Here is a 22,295-nt window from a genome sequence, read left to right as displayed (position 1 = left end):
TTCATGCCTGATTAGCTCAGTGCTTGGGTGGCCAAGTCTTCAAAAGTATCCAGTGCCCACAGCTTGCCCAAGATGCCGGCACGGGTCAGGCCCCAGGTAAAGTCCTGGGCCTCATCGCCCACGGTGATGACCGTGCGACCTTCAGCTACAGCTGGAATTTGTTGGAACAGTGGCTGGTCTGTGAAATAGGCGCCGGTATCACCCAAAATGCCTACCAAGACCACATCGGCGTCAATGAGACCGACCATCTCATCACTGATTTCCCCATACTCTTCCTCCGGGAACTTATAGGCGTTTTCAGGAAGTGTGAAGCCCAGGCTTTCAACGATGGCCGCGGTGTCAGTACCCGGCATGGTTTCGTAGGAAGCCCCGTATTCGCGGCTATAAACGTTGACCATGGAGATGGTCTTGCCCGCGAATTCTGGATTATCGGCCTTGATATCTTCTATGCGCGCATCGAATTCCGCGATCTTCTCGGCGGCTGCGGTCTCCAAATCCAGCGTCTTTCCCAGGCTGTTCAGCACGTCTTGCCATGAGGTTTCTTCGGCATCGGCGTAGAGAACCGGCGCAATGGAGCTGAGCTGATCAAACCTATTTTGGTCGAAAGTCTCATATGCTTGCAGGTTCACAATGAGGTCCGGTTCGGAAGCCGCGATTGATTCGGCTGAGATTTCCTCGCCGGCAACGCCCTGTTCAGTGAACTCCACCTGCTCCCACAAATCCTCTGGCAGCCATGGATCCTCGCCGTCATACTTGGCAACGGCAAAGACGGGCACGGCATTGAGCGCGAGAAGGCTTTCGGTATCCACACCCACTGCGGAAACTACCGCCACACGTTCAGGGCGTTCCTCCAGTACTGTTTCACCGAATGGGGTCTCCAGCGTTAGCGGATACTCCGTGGTGCCTTCGCCTGCTGGAAGCAGACTGCTCGCCTCCGTAGCTGCAGCGGTTTGCTCAGTGTCACCGGCAGTCATTTCCGTTGAGCAAGCACTCAGCGTGAGAACCGCCGCGATGACCGCCGCACTCAGCGCCGTAAGGCGTGTACCGCGAAAAATACCTGATTGCGTCATTGAAATACGTGTCCTTCTTCATGGGAATTCACCCTCTTTGTGCCCGTAGTGAATTCATGTTGGTTTCGGGCGCTTGGAACACTATATTTAGGTTTGGCTAGCCTTGGTCTGCAGGATTCGACACCTTTTGTGCACAATCAGACCAAAGATAAGTAGACGGTAGGAAAGGGTGACATGCGGACTCGGCAGGACCTGCGCCCACGCGTGCAGAAAGAAACTGATCCGTGGGCTATTTCCATCCCGCCGGTCTCTATTGCAAATCGAGTGCATGAAGAAGAGCACATGCTGTTGTGGCAGGTGCGCGGCTATACTGATCTTCTCATTGACGGGGAGCCTCTTCGGCTGCTTAGTGGCCAAGCCGTTTGGATTCCGGCAGGGGCGTGGCATTCTTTAGTCGTCGGCGCTAATTCAGTCCTCTTGCCCCTTGAGTTTCCCGTCAATATCATCGCTACTACGTTGAGCCAGGTGACTGTGTTTAACGTTGACCGTGATTTGGGAACACCGCTGTTGGCCTTTCTTCAGTCGCAGGCCTCCATCATTTGTGCTGAGGTCAATTTAGCGCGACAGATTCTGGCACTGATCGAACAGAGTCCAATCGTGGCAAATACGCTCCCGCTGCCACAGCACCCGCAGGCTAGGCGAGTAGCGGCGTTGCTTATTGCCAATCCTGGTGATGACCGTACGGTGGCGCAACTAGCAGCGACCATGCATGTTTCCGGGCGAACATTGGAGAGAGCGTTTCTCGCAGAAACGGGCATGACCTTGGGCCAATGGCGACTGCAAAACCGCATGGAATGCGCGGCTGAGCTGTTCAAAAGCATCGACAATATCGCCGCTGTAGCAGCCCGCGTCGGCTACATGAATGTCAGTGCCTTCGGAAGAGTCTTCAAAAGCCACTTCCTTTTAACGCCAGGTGAGTATATCGAGCGCTACGCCAGGGGATACTAGGTTCGTCGTTTCTGAAGTTTTGTAGACATTCAGATGAACTGTTGCCTAACGTTTAGGGATTAGGGCTCTGACCGGTGAAGACGCAACTTAGAATGAGGCCATGGAGAGCAATCGTTCGGTGGGGCGCGAAACCAGTGGCCAAGGGACGGGCAGGCGAAAGTTCGGCTTGCTGCTCGGGGTAGTGCTGCTGATTTTTGCAGTCGCGGCAATCTTCATTGGCCGTGATGATGGAAATAAAGCCAGGTTTGATTCCCTCGTAGATTCCGTACTACCTGCAAGCGACCCAGTGGATGTGGGCCTACTGGTGGGCTCAGAGAAGAAAGGATTTCTCGCAGACCCGCGGGTAGTCGCGGCTTTCCGCGAAGAGGGATTCAATATCAGTGTTAGCACCATGGGCTCACTGGAAATTGCGCAGCGCGCCAGTCAAGGATCGCTTCCGGACCATGACTTCTATTTCCCAGCAAGTTCTGGCAACGCCGAACTCAAAAGCTTTGTTGGCGCGCAATCCCAGGAGGGACTACATGTGGAGTCTAATATCGCGCTTGTGGCCAAGCGGGATGTCGCCGAAGATTTAGCTAGCCAGGGCTATCTTGAGCCACTGGAGGGGCAATTCCAGGCGAATGCCCGTGAGCTATATCGGATGCTCACCAGTGGTCAACGGTGGCGTGATGTCACGGATGTTTATCAATCACCGCTCAATGTGGGCGTGCTGACCTCGGACCCCACGCGCTCTTATTCCTCCGCGCAATTTGCTTACCTGATGGCGGATGCCGCGATGGGCGGAAGTCTTCGCTCTTCTTCAAACCTCACCGAGGGTGCCCGCCGAGTTCTTCCCATATTCCAGGCACAAGGGTTGACTGAGGGGTCAAGCGGAGACTCCTTTAACCAATTCATTGCCAGCAATGGACACGGCACACCGATGACAGTGGCCTATGACTCGCAATTCCTCGCGCTGGTTAACCAGCGCCCCGAAAAGGCTGAAGAATTCGCGCTGATCAACTTAAACCCCACGGTGCGGGTGCAACACGAGCTGGTAGTCAATGACAGTTCCATGAGCACAGGGAAGGCAGAGGACTTCATTCAGGTGCTGGAGGAAAACCAGGAAGTGCTCACCGTGATGATGGAATATGGCTTCGCGCCCTCAGCGGAGTCGAACTATCGGTCAACCTTTGATGAAAGAACCCGGGATGTCTTCCCGCAGAATCCGCGCTATCTGAGTTCGGCTCCAACCATGGAAGAGACCACCCGGCTTGCCGGTGAACTTGAAAGGTTGATGTAAATGAAAAAGCTTGTGACCGCCGTGATGGTGTTCCTTTCCGGGATTATTCTTGTCGCCTGCGGCTCGATGGGTGGGATCTTTGATTTCGGGTTGAATTTCGGTGGTGTGGGCGGTGGTTCCGGTGATGGCGACGATGGAGCATCGTCAAGCGCTGATCCTTTAGTTATTGCTGCCGCAACAGAGTTGGAAGACCTGGAGCCTGCCATCGCGGTGGCGTCGGCAGACTTAGGCTTTGACATTCAGATGGAATTCCCTGACGGCACTTTGGCCAATACCCAGCAGTTGGCACAAGGCAACTTCGACGGCCGCTATGATGCGACCTGGTTTGCCACCAACCGCTACGTCACGATTGAAAACGCAGGTGACAAGCTTGCCGATGAAACCTCCATCGCCCGTTCACCTGTTGCCCTCGGCGTGAAGGCTGACGTGGCAGAAAGCAAAGGCTGGACGTATTCACCGCCATCGTGGCAGGAGATCGCGGCCTCAGGTGTGAGCTTCGGTATGACGGACCCGGCAACGTCCAACTCTGGCTTTAGCGCTTTGGCATCCGTATCCACCGCGATGGCGGACACCGGCAATGCGATCGTGGAAGCCGATATCCAGCGCGTTAGCCCGCAGGTTCGTGGCTTCTTTTCCAATCAGACGCTGACCTCTGGCTCTTCCGGCTGGCTGGCTGATGTGTTCTTGGATGACCCGAATAAGGCTGATGCAATTATTAACTATGAGTCGGTGCTGCACTCGCTCAAATCTGAGGGCGCGGATATTGAGGTCATCATTCCAAATGATGGTGTTATTAGCGCGGATTATCCGCTGTCCACGTTGGCGAATCCGCTGCACGACGGCGCGCAGGACCAAGTCGAGCAATTGGTTAGCTGGTTCGAAGACAACCCGGAGGAGCTGACTGGTTCGTATCGTCGTTTGAACAACGGTGAGCATGACCCGCAGTTACAAGACAGCGGCGTTTATGAATTGCCGTTCCCGGCATCAAAGGACGTGGTTGCCGCGCTGGTAAATGCCTATAGTAATCAGCTTCGAAATCCGGGCGAGACTGCATTCGTGCTTGACATTTCAGGCTCCATGGAAGGTGAGCGCTTTGACTTGCTCACTGAGACAATGCATTCGCTTATCGATGGCTCCGCTGCGACCACCACCGGCAATGTTGGATTCCGTGACCGCGAAACCATCACTCTGGCTCCTTTCGCTACCGAACCCTATTATCCAACGACGGTGACCTACAGTGTGGATGACCCGGCAACGCATGCTGAGCTTTCCAACCGCGTGGACCGCTTCAACCCAATTGGCTACACCGCCATCTACGATGCACTCGCGATGACCATGAACACCATCGGTGCCAATGATGACGCGATTCCATCGGTCGTGCTGATGACCGATGGTGAGAACACCTCTGGGCGAAGCTATGAAGAGTTCAAGCAGTACTACGACGGGCTCAGTGCAGAGAAGCAGCAAATCCCAGTCTTTGTCATCCTTTACGGAGAAGCTGATGTGGCTGAGCTCAGTGAGCTTGCCGATTACACCGGTGGCCGTGTCTTCGATGCTCTCGAAGGCGACCTCAATGAGGTATTCAAGGAGATTCGTGCCTACCAATAAGCGCAACCCTAATAGAAGCAGCTCAGGTTCCACGGGGATTGTCCGCCGCACTCCACGCGACCTGCAGGACGTCACTTCGAAGTCCCAGTCACAAACACAACCCGCGGCTAAAGAACCCAGCTATTTCACCTCGCGGAAGAATATCCTCGGCATGGCGGCGGCGGGAGGCGTCATTGCCTTGCACTTCGTTGCTGGCCTGGGTTTCTTGTGGCCAGTCGTGGCTGCCGCATCCTATGGCGGCTTTGCCCTTCTGACCCCGGTTAGGCCGGAGAAGAACCAACCCCAGCCCGAGCCTCAAACCCCAGATGGACAAGCATACGAATTAGAGAAGATCCTTTATGTGCAACTCGGCATGGTGGGCAATGTCGCGCCTCTCGCTGTTCAAAACAAGTTTCTGGATGTCTACGAAGCTTTGCACTGGGTGCTTGAGCACTGGGACCGCTTTAGCGATTCCTGGGCGGCGCGGGCATCGGTAGAAAGCATCATCAAAGAGCACATCCCGGATGTGATGGACGCGTACCTGCAGGTCATTGGCCGTGACAATGAAGCCCGCATCGAGGACATCAACCACACCTTGGAGATCTTCGAAAAGGAAGCTAAACGGATAAGGCAAGCCGCCGAGGATGACTCTGTATCCGCGCTGCGCGAGCGTACTTTGGCCGTCAAACTGCAATACGGGGTCATGCCAGTGGTGGCAGATCCTGACGGGTATGATGAGCAACCATGAGTTTAGATCCCGCGCTAGTAGAAATCCTTGTGTGCCCGCAGGACAAAGGACCATTGCGATATCTGGTCAACGACCAGGTCTTAGTCAATGAGCGCTTGGGCATTGCCTATCCCATTGAAGACGGAATCCCAGTCATGCTTGTCGACGACGCCAAGCCATGGCCACAGGCATAAACACACAATCTAAACGAGGTAAATATGAACATCATTGATGAACTGCAATGGCGCGGGCTGATTAACCAGTCCACCGATATTGATGCTCTGCGTGAGGCATGCGAAGAGCCAATCACGCTCTACGTTGGCTTTGACCCAACGGGTGATTCCCTGCACGCCGGCCACTTGGTACCGATGATTGTGCTGCGCCGCTTCCAGGAAGCCGGCCACAACCCGTTGGCCCTTGCTGGTGGTGCCACCGGTTTTATTGGTGACCCCCGTGATGTGGGGGAGCGCTCCATGCTGACCCAGGACGAAATTGATAAGAACCTCGAGGCTATTAAGAAGCAGCTTCGACAGTTCATCAGCTTCGAGGGCGACAACGCTGCAACGATGGTGAACAACGCGGACTGGACAATGAACATGTCCGTTATTGATTTCCTGCGCGATGTTGGCAAGAACTTCTCTTTGAACACCATGCTGGACCGCGACACCGTCAAGCGCCGCTTGGAAACCGACGGTATTTCTTACACCGAGTTTTCCTACATGCTCCTGCAGGCAAATGACTTCGTGCAGCTACAGCGCAAGTACAACTGCACCTTGCAGGTCGGCGGCGGCGACCAGTGGGGCAACATCGTTTCCGGTGTTGACCTCAACCGCCGGACCGACAGTGTGAAGACTCATGCTTTGACCTGCCCACTGGTTACCGATGCTCAGGGGCAGAAGTTCGGTAAGTCCACCGGCGGCGGCAAGCTGTGGTTGGATCCGGAAAAGACGTCTGCTTACTCCTGGTACCAGTACTTCCTCAACGCTGGCGACTCTGTAGTCATTGACTACCTGCGTTGGTTCACCTTCCTTACTCAGGACGAAATTGCTGAATACGCAAAGGCAGTAGAAGAAGAACCTTTCAAGCGTGCCGCTCAGCGTCGCCTTGCACAGGAGATGACCAACCTGGTTCACGGCGAAGATGCCACCAAGGCTGTTGAGCTCGCTGCCCAGGCACTCTTCGGCCGCGCGGAACTGACCGAATTGGATGAAAAGACCCTCGAAGGCGCGCTGTCTGAGACCAACGTTGCCGAACTAGGTGCGGAAGAATCCTTCAACATCGTTGACCTTCTCGTGGCATCCGGTCTTGCTGATTCCAAGGGTGCAGCACGACGCACCATCAAGGAAGGCGGCGCCTATGTCAACAACGAGCGCATCGAATCCGAGGATTGGGCGCCAAGCGAAGACAACTTCCTCCACGGTGCATGGTTGGTCATGCGTCGCGGCAAGAAGAACTTCGCGGCCATCCGCCGCACCGCCGCCTAGCCAATGCACTTAAGCAAAACGTTTAGCCAATAACTGAACTAGAGCGCGAAACCCCGCTATTTCAGACTCCTGGCACTTACTCGAAGCAATTAACCTTGCGTTAGTAACCCACAGGAGCAGAGATGGCGGGGTTTCATCTTGCTTGCACTTCGAAAAACAACCAATAACCTGGCGATTTGTCAACGATCTCAGTCCCGTGTAACTTTATCGAAGTCGCCGCGAGAGAGCGTGTGACAGAAAAGTTAACACCTGGTTGACAAACTTTAAACGGATTGTCTAAGGTAGAAACTCCAGCCAAGAACAATGATTGCTTCTAAAAGAAGCAAGAATTAACTTGTGCGGTTGTTGTCTGAGAACTCAATAGTGTGCCAATGTACTAGATATATTATTTTTGTCTGTGTTGTGTGGATGAGGATTATGTTGGGCTGAATACTCTTTGTGGTGTTTGGTTGTTGGTGTGTACCGGATGTCACTTGTCGTTAATGGGGTGTCATTGAAAATAGTTAAATATTTTAACGGTGCATATTGAATGTCGATGTAATTGTTGTCTGTAGTGATACAGAATAAACACTTTTTACCTTACTCAGTCAGTTTGTTCTGGTTGGGTTTGTTGATTTCTTTATGTAGTAATTTTTGGTCAGCTTCACACATTTGGTTTAAGCGCTTTGTGTGTGTTGTTTGTCTTTTTTGCTTGGTTTAGGCTTTCTCGCCTTAATGTTTTTGCATTTTTTGTGGAGAGTTTGATCCTGGCTCAGGATGAACGCTGGCGGCGTGCTTAACACATGCAAGTCGAACGGAAAGGCCTCAGCTTGCTGGGGTACTCGAGTGGCGAACGGGTGAGTAACACGTGGGTGATCTGCCCTGCACTTTGGGATAAGCTTGGGAAACTGGGTCTAATACCGAATATGACCACTTCTTGGATGTTGTGGTGGAAAGCTTTTGCGGTGTGGGATGAGCCTGCGGCCTATCAGCTTGTTGGTGGGGTAATGGCCTACCAAGGCGGCGACGGGTATCCGGCCTGAGAGGGTGTACGGACACATTGGGACTGAGATACGGCCCAGACTCCTACGGGAGGCAGCAGTGGGGAATATTGCACAATGGGCGCAAGCCTGATGCAGCGACGCCGCGTGGGGGATGAAGGCCTTCGGGTTGTAAACTCCTTTCGCTATCGACGAAGCCTTCGGGTGACGGTAGGTAGATAAGAAGCACCGGCTAACTACGTGCCAGCAGCCGCGGTAATACGTAGGGTGCAAGCGTTGTCCGGAATTACTGGGCGTAAAGAGCTCGTAGGTGGTTTGTCGCGTCGTCTGTGAAATCCCGGGGCTTAACTTCGGGCGTGCAGGCGATACGGGCATAACTTGAGTGCTGTAGGGGAGACTGGAATTCCTGGTGTAGCGGTGAAATGCGCAGATATCAGGAGGAACACCGATGGCGAAGGCAGGTCTCTGGGCAGTAACTGACGCTGAGGAGCGAAAGCATGGGTAGCGAACAGGATTAGATACCCTGGTAGTCCATGCCGTAAACGGTGGGCGCTAGGTGTAGGGGGCTTCCACGTCTTCTGTGCCGTAGCTAACGCATTAAGCGCCCCGCCTGGGGAGTACGGCCGCAAGGCTAAAACTCAAAGGAATTGACGGGGGCCCGCACAAGCGGCGGAGCATGTGGATTAATTCGATGCAACGCGAAGAACCTTACCTGGGCTTGACATGTACCGGATTGGGCTAGAGATAGTCTTTCCCTTGTGGTCGGTATACAGGTGGTGCATGGTTGTCGTCAGCTCGTGTCGTGAGATGTTGGGTTAAGTCCCGCAACGAGCGCAACCCTTGTCTTATGTTGCCAGCACGTTATGGTGGGAACTCATGAGAGACTGCCGGGGTTAACTCGGAGGAAGGTGGGGATGACGTCAAATCATCATGCCCCTTATGTCCAGGGCTTCACACATGCTACAATGGTCGATACAATGGGCAGCGACATCGTGAGGTGAAGCGAATCCCTGAAAGTCGGCCTTAGTTCGGATTGGGGTCTGCAACTCGACCCCATGAAGTCGGAGTCGCTAGTAATCGCAGATCAGCAACGCTGCGGTGAATACGTTCCCGGGCCTTGTACACACCGCCCGTCACGTCATGAAAGTTGGTAACACCCGAAGCCAGTGGCCTAAACTTGTTAGGGAGCTGTCGAAGGTGGGATCGGCGATTGGGACGAAGTCGTAACAAGGTAGCCGTACCGGAAGGTGCGGCTGGATCACCTCCTTTCTAAGGAGCTATTATTTTTTAGCATCATGCATGCTACACAGTTGTGTAGCTGGTGGTGTTGGTGGTTGATGACCCGAGTGTGGTCATGCCACCATGTTGAATCGGAGTGGAAACACACCGCCAACCACAATTCGGTTGGTAACAGTATTCTTTGAACACATAAACATCAGACAGAATGTTTCTGGGTAAATCGTTGGCACACTGTTGGGTGTCTGGGACAACAATCCATTTTTTGTGGGTTGGTCCTGGTGCTCACACCAGATTTGAGACACGCACGAGTGGTTAACACTGTGGTTGTTGATGGTGGTGTGGGGTGTTGTGTGAGAACTGTATAGTGGACGCGAGCATCCATCACACGAGCCTTGTGGTTTGTGTGGTGTGTGTAATTTCTTATTTTTTTGTGAGAACGGCATATCAATGCTGATGCTTTCGAGTGTTGGTGTTGGTGTGTGTTTAGTATTTTTTAGTTACGGTTGTTCACCCCCACTTCTGGTGGTCATCTTTTGGTGGTTGTTGGTTGTGGGGTGTGTGTTCGTTATTTAAGGGCGCATGGTGGATGCCTTGGTATGCTGGGCCGATGAAGGACGTGTAAGGCTGCGTTAAGCCTCGGGGAGTTGTCAATTGAGCGTTGATCCGAGGATGTCCGAATGGGGAAACCCACCTGCCGTTATGGGTAGGTACCCACTAGTGAATTCATAGCTGGTGTGGGGGTTATACGTGGGGAAGTGAAACATCTTAGTACCTGCAGGAGGAGAAAATAATAATGATTCTGCTAGTAGCGGCGAGCGAACGTGGATGAGGCTAAACCGTGTGTATGTGATACCTGGTAGGGGTTGTGCATGCGGTGTTGTGGGGCCATGATTTTTTGTATCTACCAGTACAAAGCGCGCAGTGTGTTGTTAGGTGAAGTGGGTTGGAATGCCCGGCCGTAGAAGGTGAGAGCCCTGTAGGTGAAGACAATGTGTTGTGTGTGTTGTGGTGCCCGAGTAGCAGCGGGCTCGTGGAATCTGCTGTGAATCTGCCGGGACCACCCGGTAAGCCTAAATACTCAGTGTGACCGATAGTGTATGAGTACCGTGAGGGAATGGTGAAAAGTACCCCGGGAGGGGAGTGAAATAGTTCCTGAAACCATGTGTCTACAATCCGTCAGAGCCTCTTTTGTTGGGTGATGGCGTGCCTTTTGAAGAATGAGCCTGCGAGTCAGCGGCATGTCGCGAGGTTAACCCGTGTGGGGTAGCCGTAGGGAAACCGAATCCTAACTAGGGTGTTTAGTGGCATGTTCTGGACCCGAAGCGGGGTGATCTACCCATGGCCAGTGTGAAGCGATGGTAAGACATCGTGGAGGCGCGAACCCACGTAGGTTGAAAACTGCGGGGATGAGTTGTGGGTAGGGGTGAAAGGCCAATCAAACTCCGTGATAGCTGGTTCTCCCCGAAATGCATTTAGGTGCAGCGTCGTAGTAGCTTGGTGGAGGTAGAGCTACTGGTTGGTTGAGCGGGACTATCATCTTAGCAACATCAGCCAAACTCCGAATGCCATCAATGTGTTCTACGGCAGTGAGACTGTGGGGGATAAGCTTCATAGTCGAGAGGGAAACAGCCCAGATCGCCGGTTAAGGCCCCTAAGGGTGTGCTAAGTGGAAAAGGATGTAAGATCGCGAAGACAGCCAGGAGGTTGGCTTAGAAGCAGCCATCCTTGAAAGAGTGCGTAATAGCTCACTGGTCGAGTGGTTTTGCGCCGACAATGTAGTGGGGCTCAAGCACACCGCCGAAGCCGCGGCAAATATTTTTGATATTTGGGTAGGGGAGCGTCGTGCATGGGTTGAAGCGTTACCGTGAGGAGGCGTGGACTGTGTGCGAGTGAGAATGCAGGCATGAGTAACGAATTGAACAGTGAGAATCTGTTCCGCCGGATGACTAAGGGTTCCTGGGTCAAGTTCGTCTTCCCAGGGTGAGTCGGGACCTAAGGCGAGGCCGACAGGCGTAGTCGATGGACAACCAGTTGATATTCTGGTACCCGTATATGCGCGCCCGTGGTAAAGCATTGATACTAACCACCCACAAGCATGTGCCTTTTATCCTTCGGGATTGTTGGTGTGTGTGCGTGCGTGGGGCCTGAGATGTGGTCCAAGCGATGGGGTGACACAGGGAGGTAGCCATGCCACTTATTGGATTGTTGGTGTAAGCGTGCAAGCCGAGTGATAGGTAAATCCGTCGCTCAATAGGCTTAGGCGTGATGCGTAGCCTTTATTGGTGAAGTTGGTGATCCTGTACTGTCGAGAAAAGCCTCTAGCGATGTGTGTATATGGCCCGTACCCTAAACCGACACAGGTAGTCAGGTTGAAAATACTAAGGCGTTCGGGTGAACTGTGGTTAAGGAATTCGGCAAAATGCCCCCGTAACTTCGGAAGAAGGGGGACCTACCAAAGTGAGCATACTTGCTATGTGAGCTTGGGTGGGTCGCAGAGAATAGAGGGAAGCGACTGTTTATCAAAAACACAGGTCCATGCGAAGACGTTAAGTTGAGGTATATGGACTGACGCCTGCCCGGTGCTGGAAGGTTAAGAGGACCGGTTAGAGACTTTCGGGTTTCGAAGCTGAGAATTTAAGCCCCAGTAAACGGCGGTGGTAACTATAACCATCCTAAGGTAGCGAAATTCCTTGTCGGGTAAGTTCCGACCTGCACGAATGGCGTAACGACTTCTCTGCTGTCTCAACCACAGGCCCGGTGAAATTGCACTACGAGTAAAGATGCTCGTTACGCGCGGCAGGACGAAAAGACCCCGGGACCTTCACTATAGCTTGGTATTGGTGTTCGGTTCGGTTTGTGTAGGATAGGTGGGAGACTGTGAAGCATTCACGCTAGTGGGTGTGGAGTCGTTGTTGAAATACCACTCTGATCGGATTGGATACCTGAACCTTGGCCCATGATCTGGGTTGGGGACAGTGCCTGGTGGGTAGTTTAACTGGGGCGGTTGCCTCCTAAAATGTAACGGAGGCGCCCAAAGGTTCCCTCAGCCTGGTTGGCAATCAGGTGGTGAGTGTAAGTGCACAAGGGAGCTTGACTGTGAGACTGACAGGTCGAGCAGGGACGAAAGTCGGGACTAGTGATCCGGCACCTACTTGTGGAAGTGGTGTCGCTCAACGGATAAAAGGTACCCCGGGGATAACAGGCTGATCTTCCCCAAGAGTCCATATCGACGGGATGGTTTGGCACCTCGATGTCGGCTCGTCGCATCCTGGGGCTGGAGTAGGTCCCAAGGGTTGGGCTGTTCGCCCATTAAAGCGGCACGCGAGCTGGGTTCAGAACGTCGTGAGACAGTTCGGTCTCTATCCGCCGCGCGCGTTGAAACTTGAAGAAGGCTGTCCCTAGTACGAGAGGACCGGGACGGACGTACCTCTGGTGTGCCAGTTGTTCCGCCAGGAGCATTGCTGGTTGGCTACGTACGGAAGGGATAACCGCTGAAAGCATCTAAGCGGGAAGCCTGTTTTAAGATGAGGTTTCTGTTGAGGTTCCCTAGAGACTATAGGGTTGATAGGCCAGACCTGTACGCATTGTAAAATGCTAAGGCTACTGGTACTAATACACCAACAAACAAACACACCAAACACATAAGTCACACTGTGGTTGGTTTGGTTTCGCAATCGTAACGAGAAAATACTCAAAAAAATAAGAACACATAAAGACTACTAGGTCTTTGTCGTGCAACGCGTCCACTATGCAGTATCTGACACAACACCCATAAGTATCAGAACACTGATTGTTCCGATGATTTGTCGGTGGCCATAGCGGCAGGGAAACGCCCGGATACCCATTCCGAACCCGGAAGCTAAGCCTGCCCGCGCTGATGGTACTGCACCCGGGAGGGTGTGGGAGAGTAAGTTACCGCCGACATAAAACATAAAATAATTGAATATAGAAGGAAGGCTAGGAAGAACATCATGTTCTTCCTAGCCTTCCTTTTTGTGCGTTTTGGCCCCTTTGGGTCGTTGGGGAAAGCCGCCAAGAAGAGGGCCAAGTCTATAGGTTCCTATTTAAAGGAGCTTGGGCTAATTGCGCTTCTCGCGAATCCACTCATGGCCTTTGGTGATGCCTCGCCTCCAATTCAAATAGTCGTGTCCACCATTGTATTCTCTGGTGGTACTTACTGTGTTCGTTTGGCTCCCTAGGACTTCTCCGAACTTCGCGTTCTCGCCGGATAGATGAATGTCGTACTTTCCATACTCGTGGAAAATTACCCTCCTGAGTCCGTCGGAGCTTGCAGAGCGGCTGTTCCACTCATTCAGAAGATCATAGTCATTGTTGGGCCACCAGAACGCGGCAGGTGCACTCATCGGTAGTCTTGCTGCTTGTAGCTCCGAAGAGTCCGGTGCCACATCAAATGAGGATTCTGCAGCCAGCGGTGAAGGATCAACCGAAGCTGATAGTGTCGAATGGACACGAACTATTGAAACCGACAACGGCGAGCTGACTCTGGAATCTCAGCCAGAGCGGATTGTCTCCACGTCAGTCACACTGGCCGGTTCCTTGCTTGCTGTTGATGCACCAGTCATTGCTACTGGCGCCACCGGTGAGAATGTGGAAGACCTTTCCGATGAGAACGGTTTCTTTATCCAGTGGTCGGAAGAAGCAAAAGAAGCCGGCGTTGAAAAGCTTTGGGATAACACCGCACCAGGCGCGGAAAAGGCTGTGGGATACGCTCCTGACCTGATTGTCGGTTCCAAAAACTCCGGTGACTCCGCGTTCGACTAAATCGATAGGCTTGAGCAAATCGCCCCCGTACTTGTCGTTGACTACTCGGATGCTTCGTGGCAGGACGTCACTACCAAGATTGGTGAGGCCACTGGTCATGAGGAAGGAGCTGCTGAGGTAATCGCGGACTTCGATGAACGTATCGAAGAAGCGAGCGAGCAGATTGAACTTCCAGAGGGCAAAACGTCTTCATTCATCGTGTTTGGTGATGGATCGGGCGCTGCTGCATTGACTCCGGAGGCTCCACAGAATCAGATTCTGTCTCGTCTTGGATTTGACCTTACCGAGGTGCCGGAAGAAGTAAAGGGGGACCTCTCCATGGGTGCCGACCGCGGCGATATCATCAGCTTGTCAATTGAGAACATCCAAGCGGGGCTGCCTGGCGAGAACTGGATTTTAGTCTCTAGCGATAAGGAAAACCAGGAGATGATCAAGAACGAACCAGCGTTCAATACGTCTCCAGCCGTGACGGAGGGCCGTGTCTACCACACTCCAGCCTCCACCTTCCGTCTTGACTACTTCTCTGCAAACATCCTGGTCGACTCGATTGTTGAGCAGTTTTCAAAGTCGTGTGTAGCGGCATTTCTAGTCGAAGTGCTTAGTAAGTCGTGTGCGATATTAGTTGTCGCGCAAGGCTTTTCTGGTTTTCTGGGCAGCTGTCTCTGGACTTAAGTTCTTGTGGGGTTTGATGGTGGCTTATCGGGTGAAATATGAGGAAGAGGTAGCTGAATCTTCATCGATGTCTTGTGGCACGCAAGACAGTATTCGGGTTCCAGGATGTGGAATCTGTTTTCAGAGCTTTCGCGGGTAGAATAGCCGAAGATAATCTGCCATAAGTAGCAATGAAAGAGAATGTGAATGTCTGAGCGTTATAACGAAGGCCGCCGTGAAGAGTCGCGGGGTCGTCGCTCCGACTCGCACGGTTCTAATCGTCGTGATGACCGTCAGGGTGGTTCCCGTGGCGGTCGTGACGACCGTCGTGATTCCAACCGTGGTGGCCGTCGTGAATGGAACAACGACCGCCAAGATCGAGGAGATTGGAAGCCACGCGGTGAGGGTCGACGAGACGACCGACGTGATGATCGCCGGGACGGACGTCGCGATGACCGTCAGGGCGGCTCCCGCGGCGGCTGGAACAACGATCGCAATGATCGTGGTGGCCGCAACGACCGCGGAGGACGCGATGATCGTCGTGATTCCAACCGTGGTGGCCGTCGTGAATGGAACAACGACCGCCAAGATCGAGGAGATTGGAAGCCACGCGGCGAGGGACGTCGAGACGACCGACGTGATGACCGTAGGGATGATCCTCGTGACAACCGTCGTGATGATCGCCAGGGCGGTGGCCGTGGCGGTTGGAACAATGACCGCAACGACCGTAACGACCGCGGTGGCCGTGGACGATACGATGACCGCAATGATCGCGGTGGTCGTGGGGATCGTCGCAACGATGATCGTGGTCCACGTCGGGAAAACCGTGGCGGTCGAGCAGAAGCAGAGCGCGAGAAGAACAGCTTGGCGCCACAGCGCGCTGGCTTCCGCGAGGAGCGCATCAACCGTCGCATGGCCGATCCGGACCTGCCAGATGATATCGATATCTACGACTTGGATGAGATGATCCTGCAGGACCTACGGGTTCTGTCCAAGGACAATGCTGATGCAACCGCTAAGCACATGATCATGGCAGCACAGTGGATGGAAGATGACCCACAGTTGGCGCTTCGCCATGCCCGTGCAGCAAAGGACCGCGCAGGCCGTGTAGCTGTTGCGCGTGAGGTTAACGGCATCGCCGCATATCACGCTGGTGAGTGGAAAGAAGCACTTGCGGAATTGCGCGCTGCCCGCCGAATCTCCGGCGGAGCAGGCATGTTGGCTGTTATGGCTGACTGTGAACGTGGCTTGGGTCGTCCTGAGAAGGCGATTGAGCTCGGCCGTAGCGAGGAAGCTCGCACTGTTGATGCGGAGACCGCCATTGAACTGGCCATCGTTGTTGCCGGCGCACGCTTAGACTTGGGCCAGGCTGAATCAGCTGTGGTTACCCTGCAGCGCGCTAATCCATCCAAGGAAGCGAAGGGCATCCCAGCGATGCGCTTGAGCTACGCCTACGCAAATGCCTTGGCAGAGGCAGGACGCAAGGAAGAAGCCAAGGAATGGTTCGAGCACACGGCAAAGCTTGACGAAGACAAATGGACAGACGCTGAAGAGCGTTTGAAGGAGTTCTAAAACCCCAATGAGCCTGATTGAACAGCACGACGCACTGCTTTTAGATCTTGATGGAACTGTCTGGGAAGGCGGCCGCGCAATTGACGGTGCGGTTGATTTCATTAACAGCTGTGGCCTGCCAAGCGTTTACGTGACAAATAATGCGTCGCGCGCGCCGGAAGCAGTTGCAGAAAAGTTGCGTGGAATTGGCCTGAAAGTCGAAACCGCGGATGTGCTGACCTCAGCGCAGGCTGCAGTGACTTTGGCTGGAGAGCATGTCCCACAGGGCGCGAAGATTCTCGTTATTGGCGCAGACTCTTTCCGCGACCTTGTGACAGCTGCGGGCTACACTGTCGTTGCATCGGCCGATGACAAGCCTGATGCTGTTCTTCAGGGTTTTGACCCTTCCGTCGATTGGGCACAGCTGACCGAAGGCGCGCTGGCTATTCGCCAGGGCGCTAAGTACGTCGCATCCAACCTCGATTCCTCTTTGCCAACTGAGCGTGGTTTGGCTGTGGGTAATGGCTCCTTGGTCGCGGCAATCGAATCCGCAACCGGTGTCAGCCCGGTTTCTGCTGGTAAACCGGAACCAGAGATGTTTGGCCAAGCTGCCAAGCTAGTCGGCGCGAAGCGCCCGCTGGTGGTCGGAGACCGTCTAAACACCGACATTGCCGGCGGCAACGCTGCGGCAATGAACACCTTCCATGTCTTGACTGGTGTCTCCCATGAGATGGAACTCATTGAGGCAAGCAAGGAATACCGCCCGAACTTCATTGGTGACTCATTGTCAGATATGACTCGCAGTGCCCATGAACTGGCACCAGGTGCCCAAGGTGGATTCACCGCGCGCGTCGATGGCCATGATGTCCTTGTGGACAATGGTGATAGCACTGCGACATCTGTCCAGGCCCTACGTACGGTCTTGGAAGTGGTGTGGTCAATGGGCAAAGCCCCACGCTACATTCAGCCGGTGTCAGAAAAGGCTGAGTCCGTTATCAGGGGATGGAGTTAATGACTCATCCAGTTCCCAGGGATCCGCGCCAGCTCGCGGTGACACCCGAAGAGCTTAATCAGTCCATCGAAGAAATACTTGCTGAGCCAGCCGAAGATCTTTCGGCCCAGGCCGAGCACCTCAACCAGGCTCATGAGCTGCTTCGCGCAGCGCTACAGGAGAACTAATGGCCCCACAACGACGTCGTCTTGATGCCGAGCTTGTGCGCCGCAAGATTGCGCGCTCACGCGAACATGCTGTTGAACTGATCAAAGATGGTCGCGTGTTCGTTGGCGGTTTCAAAGCATCGAAGCCAGCGACAGTCGTGGATCCAGAAGTCTCAATCCGTATTGAGGGCGGCGATGATAATAATTGGGCATCACGCGGTGCGCATAAGCTGCTTGGCGCCCTAAAAGCTTTCGATGTCGAACTTGAGGGCAAGAAGGTGCTCGATGCTGGGGCATCGACAGGCGGCTTTACCGATGTCTGCCTGCGTGACGGAGCATCGGCAGTCTATGCGGTTGATGTCGGCTACGGGCAATTGTTGTGGCGACTGCAAAACGACGACCGCGTCAAGGTCTTAGACCGGACAAACATTCGCTACCTCACGCTTGAGCACACCGATGGTTCATGCGATGTCATGGTTGGGGACCTGTCTTTTATCTCCCTGAAGCTAACGCTTCCTGCGATGGCGCAGGTTATGGCCCCGGGCGCGATCATGTTGCCCATGGTCAAGCCGCAATTTGAGGTGGGCAAAGACCGCGTTGGCACGTCCGGCGTAGTACGTTCGCCAGAGCTACGCATTGAAGTCACCCACGAGGTCGCGGTATTCGCGAAGACCTTGGGTTTGAGCTGCCACGGTGTGGTGGCCTCGCCGCTGCCTGGCCCAAGCGGCAACGTAGAATACTTTCTAATGCTTATCAATGACGGCGGTGCTTCGCATCCTTCAGACGAAGACTTGCTGAAGATGATCGAAACTGCAGTAAAGGATGGTCCTCAGTGAGCGAACCAGCACACAGCGCGCAGGTGGAGAATGCCTCGCCGCGCCGCATACTTTTGGTGCCGCACACTGGGCGAGCCAGCAACATTCGTGACGCGGAACGCGCTGCGAAACTGCTTGTTGAAGCCGGCATTGAACTGCGCGTTGTAGCGCGTGAGCCTATCGAGGCGCCGTCGATTCTTTCTACTTTCCCGTACATGGCGCATGACCTCAAAGCCGCTGAGGGCTGTGAGCTTGTGCTGGTGCTTGGCGGTGATGGTACATTCCTGCGCGCTGCTGACCTTGCACGCAAAGTTGGTGCGCCCGTGCTGGGCATCAACTTGGGCCACGTGGGCTTCTTGGCAGAAGGTGAGCGCGAGTCCCTCGAAGGGGCTATCCAGCGAGTAATTGATCGCGACTACCGGGTCGAAGACCGTATGACCATCGACTGCACGGTCTTTGATGAGCAGGGTGAAGTCATTGGCTCCAACTGGGCGCTTAATGAAGCCAGTGTTGAAAACCTGGACCGGTCCGGTGTTTTAGATGCCATCTTGGAAGTTGATGAGCGCCCGGTGATGGCCTTTGGCTGTGACGGCGTTTTGGTTTCCACACCGACTGGTTCAACGGCCTACGCGTTCTCCGCGGGCGGTCCAATCTTGTGGCCTGAGTTGGATGCCATCTTGGTTGTGCCGAACAATGCTCATGCGCTGTTTACCAAGCCTTTGGTTGTATCGCCGGATTCTTCGGTGGCAGTGGAATCAGCATCCGTAACCTCACCAGCGATCGTGATCTTGGATGGATTCCGAGAAATCAACATGCCTCCTGGTTCGCGTATTGAAGTAACTCGCGGCACAACGCCAGTGCGTTGGGTACGTTTGGATGAAGAGCCGTTTACGGACCGTTTGGTGACCAAGCTGCATCTGCCAATTCAAGGTTGGCGCGGTCCGCAGCGATAGAATTTCGCGGCTTTCGGGGTAGGAATTGGGTTAATCGCCGCCACGTAGCCGCGTTTCTTTATTATTGCTGTGGTAGCTTTTCGTTAATGTGTTCTAAAAGCTTAGGAGGAGGTACTCGCCGTGTTAGCAGATATCACCATTTCTGATCTTGGCGTAATCTCCTCAGCATCAGCCGAGCTTTCGTCCGGATTAACAGTTCTGACCGGTGAGACCGGTGCCGGTAAAACCATGGTCGTCACCGGCCTGCGCCTGCTAGCTGGCGGGCGTGCCGATGCATCGCGAGTCCGCGCGGGAGCAAGCAAAGCAGTGGTTGAAGGAACCTTCATCACTGAAGAGCTCACCAAAGAAGATGCTTCGAGTGTGGCAGAAATTGTTGATACTGCTGGCGGTTCAGCGGATGAAAATGGCGAGTACATCGCATCACGCACCGTGATGTCTACTGGGCGTTCCAAAGCGCATCTTGGCGGGCGCAGCGTTCCTGCAGCAACGCTGGGTGAGTTTTCACGTGCATTGCTTACGGTGCATGGACAAAATGATCAGCTTCGTCTTTTGGCACCAGACCAACAGTTGGCGGCGCTGGATCGTTCCTCAAGCGACATTGCGCCTTTATTGGACAAATACCGCGAGAGCTTCGTGCATTGGCGCACACAGGCCAAAGATCTCAAACGCCGCACCGAATCCCGCAGAGAGATGGCGCAGGAAGTTGATCGCCTGCAGTTCGCGGTTAATGAGATTTCTGAGATTGACCCACAGCCAGGTGAAGATGAAGAACTGATTACCCTTATCAAGCGCTTGCAGGACGTTGATGGTCTCCGTGAGGCAGCGCAGACAGCCCTGGTTGCTATTGATGGTGTGGAGGGAGACTTTGGTGAGGAAAAACCAGCCTCAACACTTCTTGGTGAGGCTCATGCAGCTGTCCATGCGGTGGATGATAAGCAGCTGGAAGAACTCAGCCAGCAGTTAGGGGAGATGACCTCACAACTGGCGGGTATCGCGGGAGAACTTGGTCAGTTCCTCTCGGATTTACCTGCGGACCCGGAGCTGTTGGAAAAGAGCTTGCAGCGCCAACAGGAGCTGCGTGGGCTGACCCGCAAGTACGCTGGTGATATTGATGGTGTATTGGCGTGGAAGCAGGAAGCTGAAACCAAGTTGGCCTCGATGGATACTTCCACTGAGGCATTAGAGAAGCTGCAGGCTGAGGTCGCTGAGGCGCAAACTGAGATGGTGGCGCGGGCTGAAAAGCTCACGGCAGCGCGTACCAAGGCTGCGAAGAAGCTGGCCAAGGCCGTCTCCGAGGAAATTCATGGTTTGGCTATGCCGAAGGCGCGTTTAGAGGTGGATGTCCGCCAGGCTAAGTATTCGCGTGCTGGCGCTGATGAGGTGGAGCTGCTATTGGCGGCCAATGACGCCGCAACACCAAAGCCATTGTCGGTCGCGGCATCTGGCGGTGAGCTTTCCCGCGTGATGTTGGCACTAGAAGTTATTTTGTCAGCGGGTACCGCTGGCACCACGTTGGTTTTTGATGAGGTGGATGCTGGCGTTGGCGGCCGCGCCGCAGTGGAGATTGGGCGCCGTCTAGCGCGGCTAGCCCAAGCCAATCAGGTTCTTGTGGTCACCCACCTGCCACAGGTTGCTGCGTATGCGGACACACACCTGCATGTGGCGAAGGATGTCACCGATAAGTCAGTGACTTCCGGTGTCGTGACGTTGAGTAGGCAAGAACGAGTCGAAGAATTGGCCCGCATGTTGGCTGGTTTGGATGACACCGCAACGGGTCGTGCACACGCCGCGGAGCTACTATCGAAGGCTCAAGATGAAGTTGAAGGTTTCAGAGTTTAACACCGCGCGCCTTCCACACTTTTAGGCTCCCACAAGGAACAATATCCGGCATGAGCCTGTTTTCCCGAACTGAAGAATTGCCTGGTCTGCATGGCGCTTTGCGCGATTGCACGCCTGGTGGAAATGGTATGAAAAAGTTCCGCGCCGGCGATATCGCCGTTATTAATGCTGCGAATATTTCACGCCAAGAGGCCCAGGCGCTCATCGATGTTCAACCAGCCGCTGTAGTTAACGTGGCCGAGTTTTCCACCGGGGCAATCCCTAATTATGGCCCGCACATGTTGCTGGACGCTGAAGTGCTGTTGCTGGAAAATGTTGGCACTGATTTCATCGCTGGTTTTAAGGACGGCAAGAAAGCCCGCATCACGGACGAAGGCACCATCTACGCCGGCGACAAGGTCATCGGTGAAGGCACCAGTGTTGAACGCACCAAGGCGGAGAAGGATTTCTCTGAAGCGCGACGTAGTCTGGTTGAACGCATGGAAGCCTACTTTGGTAACTCCATTGAGTTCATTCACTCGGAGGGGCCTTTGCTTATCGATGGCCTGGGGATCCCTGAGGCCGGCTCAGAGATGAAAGACCGCAAGGTCGTCATTATTTCCCCGAGTGAAGACCACCGCAATCACATCAAGGGACTGCGCAACTTCATCCGCGAGTATGAACCCATCCTCGTCGGCGTAGATGCCGGCGCTGATTCTTTGATCGCGCAGGGATATACGCCCGATTTGATCGTTGGCAATCCAAGGAACATCGCGACCGAATCTTTGCGCAGTGGCGCGCGGGTTGTTCTCCCAGCAGATCCGGACGGCACCGCGGAAGGTCTTGAGCGCATCCAGGACTTAGGCATCGGTGCAATGACCTTCCCCGCAGCAACTGACAGTGCAACTGATCTGGCGCTGCTGCTGGCAGACTTCCACGAAGCAGAGCTCATCGTGCAGGTCGGTGATTCTCTGGACTTGGACGATATTTTTGCGGCCAAAGACCACGCAACTCCAGCTGCGATGCTCACGCGGTTGAAGGCAGGAAACCGTCTGGTGGACTCCTCAGCAATTATCAACCTGTACACGGTGCGAACCGGCGGTTCCATGGCCTGGCTGTGGGCGGTGCTGGGCGTGCTGGTTGCGCTGGCCGTAATTGTTCTAGTTGTTGGACTCGGCGGGGATGGCACTTTTGCTAATAACCTCATCGATACGTGGAACAACATCGCGTTGACGTTCCAGGGGTGGTTTTAA

General features: G+C 54.2%; 16 protein-coding genes and 3 rRNA genes. 18 read left to right on the top strand and 1 reads right to left on the bottom strand.

The genetic code is table 11. The annotated features are described in order from the left end of the window. Positions 1-11: 11 nt before the first annotated feature. Entirely contained in the window at positions 12-1,070 is a 1,059-nt protein-coding gene (locus tag CCASEI_RS07755; protein ID WP_025387595.1) for an ABC transporter substrate-binding protein, read from the bottom strand. Between the two features lie 174 nt (positions 1,071-1,244). On the opposite strand from CCASEI_RS07755, the gene CCASEI_RS07750 reads away from it, so the two are divergent. The 18 genes from CCASEI_RS07750 to steA all read left to right on the top strand — a co-directional run bounded on the left by CCASEI_RS07750 (position 1,245) and on the right by steA (position 22,295). Then, a complete protein-coding gene (locus tag CCASEI_RS07750) occupies positions 1,245-2,018 on the top strand; it encodes an AraC family transcriptional regulator (protein ID WP_025387594.1) in 774 nt (257 codons plus the stop codon). A gap of 100 nt (positions 2,019-2,118) precedes the next feature. Then, entirely contained in the window at positions 2,119-3,297 is a 1,179-nt protein-coding gene (locus tag CCASEI_RS07745) for a substrate-binding domain-containing protein (RefSeq protein WP_006823034.1), read from the top strand. After that, on the top strand, positions 3,298-4,905 hold the full coding sequence (locus CCASEI_RS07740) for a vWA domain-containing protein (protein ID WP_006823033.1): 1,608 nt from the start codon (positions 3,298-3,300) through the stop codon (positions 4,903-4,905). Then, positions 4,892-5,632, top strand: coding sequence for a hypothetical protein (locus CCASEI_RS14420; RefSeq protein WP_139017192.1), 741 nt, complete (start codon positions 4,892-4,894; stop codon positions 5,630-5,632). The genes CCASEI_RS07740 and CCASEI_RS14420 overlap by 14 nt, the downstream gene beginning before the upstream one ends. Further along, entirely contained in the window at positions 5,629-5,805 is a 177-nt protein-coding gene (locus CCASEI_RS07730; RefSeq protein ID WP_006823031.1) for a Trm112 family protein, read from the top strand. The genes CCASEI_RS14420 and CCASEI_RS07730 overlap by 4 nt, the downstream gene beginning before the upstream one ends. A gap of 24 nt (positions 5,806-5,829) precedes the next feature. Next, the gene (tyrS, locus tag CCASEI_RS07725) at positions 5,830-7,095 is read left to right on the top strand and encodes a tyrosine--tRNA ligase (RefSeq protein ID WP_006823030.1); all 1,266 of its coding nucleotides are present in this window, start codon (positions 5,830-5,832) and stop codon (positions 7,093-7,095) included. A 728-nt stretch (positions 7,096-7,823) separates the two neighbouring features. Further along, positions 7,824-9,344, top strand: a 16S ribosomal RNA gene (locus CCASEI_RS07720). Positions 9,345-9,872: 528 nt separating this feature from the next. After that, positions 9,873-12,948, top strand: a 23S ribosomal RNA gene (locus CCASEI_RS07715). A 171-nt stretch (positions 12,949-13,119) separates the two neighbouring features. Next, positions 13,120-13,238 (top strand): 5S ribosomal RNA (gene rrf / locus CCASEI_RS07710). Together the 16S, 23S and 5S rRNA genes form the textbook arrangement of a ribosomal RNA operon. 408 nt (positions 13,239-13,646) lie before the next feature. Next, positions 13,647-14,096, top strand: a complete 450-nt coding sequence (locus CCASEI_RS14415) for a hypothetical protein (RefSeq protein ID WP_139017073.1) — start codon at positions 13,647-13,649, stop codon at positions 14,094-14,096. After that, entirely contained in the window at positions 14,097-14,768 is a 672-nt protein-coding gene (locus CCASEI_RS14410; RefSeq protein ID WP_081466602.1) for an ABC transporter substrate-binding protein, read from the top strand. 186 nt (positions 14,769-14,954) lie between these two features. Next, positions 14,955-16,319, top strand: a complete 1,365-nt coding sequence (locus tag CCASEI_RS07695) for a hypothetical protein (protein WP_006821585.1) — start codon at positions 14,955-14,957, stop codon at positions 16,317-16,319. 7 nt (positions 16,320-16,326) lie between these two features. Then, positions 16,327-17,310 (top strand): HAD-IIA family hydrolase, encoded by a 984-nt coding sequence (locus tag CCASEI_RS07690; RefSeq protein ID WP_006821586.1) that lies wholly within the window; start codon positions 16,327-16,329, stop codon positions 17,308-17,310. Beyond that, positions 17,310-17,477, top strand: coding sequence for a hypothetical protein (locus tag CCASEI_RS15220; RefSeq protein ID WP_169731178.1), 168 nt, complete (start codon positions 17,310-17,312; stop codon positions 17,475-17,477). The genes CCASEI_RS07690 and CCASEI_RS15220 overlap by 1 nt, the downstream gene beginning before the upstream one ends. Then, positions 17,477-18,292, top strand: coding sequence for a TlyA family RNA methyltransferase (locus CCASEI_RS07685; protein ID WP_025387590.1), 816 nt, complete (start codon positions 17,477-17,479; stop codon positions 18,290-18,292). Before CCASEI_RS15220 ends, CCASEI_RS07685 begins: the two co-directional genes overlap by 1 nt. A 23-nt stretch (positions 18,293-18,315) precedes the next feature. Then, entirely contained in the window at positions 18,316-19,224 is a 909-nt protein-coding gene (locus tag CCASEI_RS07680) for an NAD kinase (protein WP_038575061.1), read from the top strand. A 120-nt stretch (positions 19,225-19,344) separates the two neighbouring features. Then, the gene (gene recN, locus CCASEI_RS07675) at positions 19,345-21,063 is read left to right on the top strand and encodes a DNA repair protein RecN (protein WP_006821590.1); all 1,719 of its coding nucleotides are present in this window, start codon (positions 19,345-19,347) and stop codon (positions 21,061-21,063) included. Between the two features lie 50 nt (positions 21,064-21,113). Beyond that, positions 21,114-22,295, top strand: a complete 1,182-nt coding sequence (steA, locus tag CCASEI_RS07670) for a putative cytokinetic ring protein SteA (protein ID WP_006821591.1) — start codon at positions 21,114-21,116, stop codon at positions 22,293-22,295.

The organism is Corynebacterium casei LMG S-19264 (assembly GCF_000550785.1).
GTDB lineage: Bacteria > Actinomycetota > Actinomycetes > Mycobacteriales > Mycobacteriaceae > Corynebacterium > Corynebacterium casei.
This window is presented reverse-complemented; position numbering and strand designations above follow the sequence as displayed.